Origin of the sequence: Cobetia crustatorum (assembly GCF_000591415.1) — a bacterium.
Classification (GTDB): Bacteria; Pseudomonadota; Gammaproteobacteria; order Pseudomonadales; family Halomonadaceae; genus Cobetia; species Cobetia crustatorum.
In genome coordinates this window covers 1-1,350 of record NZ_JEMF01000069.1, presented here as the reverse complement: position 1 = coordinate 1,350, position 1,350 = coordinate 1, and the positions used below count along the sequence as shown (strand labels likewise).

At 57.3% G+C, this 1,350-nt stretch carries 1 protein-coding gene; it reads left to right on the top strand.

The window, feature by feature from the left end; translation table 11 throughout:
• The first annotated feature begins 79 nt into the window (after nt 1–79).
• A complete protein-coding gene (locus BF12_RS0113625; RefSeq protein ID WP_024952753.1) occupies nt 80–1,336 on the top strand; it encodes an ISL3 family transposase in 1,257 nt (418 codons plus the stop codon).
• Nucleotides 1,337–1,350: the final 14 nt, after the last annotated feature.

Below are 1,350 nucleotides of genomic sequence, written 5' to 3'. Positions count from 1 at the left end.
GGCTCTTCGACGCCAGGTGTGGAATTAGTGCCCTGGAATGGTCCAGGATATGGGCCCCCGAACAGACTGGAGAATTGACATGGATGGTACTCAGGTCCTGACCCTTGGCTTGGGCTTGCAAGCGCCTTGGAAACTCAAGGACCAGCATCTGGATACCACGTCATCTCCGCATCGTCTCGAGCTTTACGTGGAAGCCGACCGGGGGAGCCTTTATGCCTGCCCGGAATGCGGCAAGGCATGCCCGGCGCATGACTTTGCCGACAAGTCCTGGCGACACCTGAACTTCTTCCAGCATCATTGCTATCTCCATGCCCGCGTCCCTCGCACCCGGTGTCCAGAGCACGGCGTCAAGCGAGTCGAGGTGCCCTGGGCTCGCCCTGATAGTGGTTTCACACTGTTGTTTGAACAGGCTGCCATGTCGTTGGTCAGGGAGATGCCTGTGCTCGCCGTCTCTCGGCAATTGGAAGTCACTGACAAGCGTTTGTGGCGCATCGTGCATCATTACGTAGGCCGCATGCTGGGAGACCTGGATCTTTCTCAGGTTGCCAATGTCGGGGTAGACGAAACGGCATCACGTCGAGGGCAACGTTACGTCACCGTATTTCTCGATATGCAACGCCAACAAGAGCCGGTGATCTTTGCTGTCCAAGGACGTGGCAAAGAGACGATCAAGGCGTTCAGCGCCTTTCTAGAGGCACATGGCGGCGCCCCGGGCAATGTGGTTGAAGTCGTGTGTGACATGTCTCCGGCCTTCCTCAATGGCACTGCTGAACATCTTCCTGATGCTCGAGTGACGGTTGACTGGTTCCATATCGTGCAGACGTTCACCAAGGCGTTGGATGAAGTGCGTAAGCGGGAACGTCGAGAAAAAGCCCATCCCAAGGCCCTGCGCTGGGCAGTGCTGAAAAGCATGGATAACCACAACCTGACGGAAAAGCAGATGGTCGCCCTCCGGGAGCTGGTTGCTGACCAAGGGGCTACCGCGAATGCATGGATCATCAAGGAAAAGCTGAGGTGGATTCGTCGCGCACCGACAGCGCGCGGGGCTCGTTGGCGCATCACGAATTACCTCAATGTGATGCGTGAGGCAGTCGCCGGCCACACGCTTCTCAAGCCAATGGCAAAAGCACTCAATACGTTGGAGCGACATGCCGACCAGGTTGTGAGGCGCTGGTATTCAGGCCTGACGAACGCACGTCTGGAAGGCATGAATGGCCTCTTTCAGGCTGCCAGATCTCGCGCTCGCGGCTACCGAAACGAAAGCAATTTCATTGCGATGATCTACCTGATCGGCAGCCCCGTGGGGCGCATGCTGGATGAAGCCAAATCCACATGAAACGTCGAAGAGCC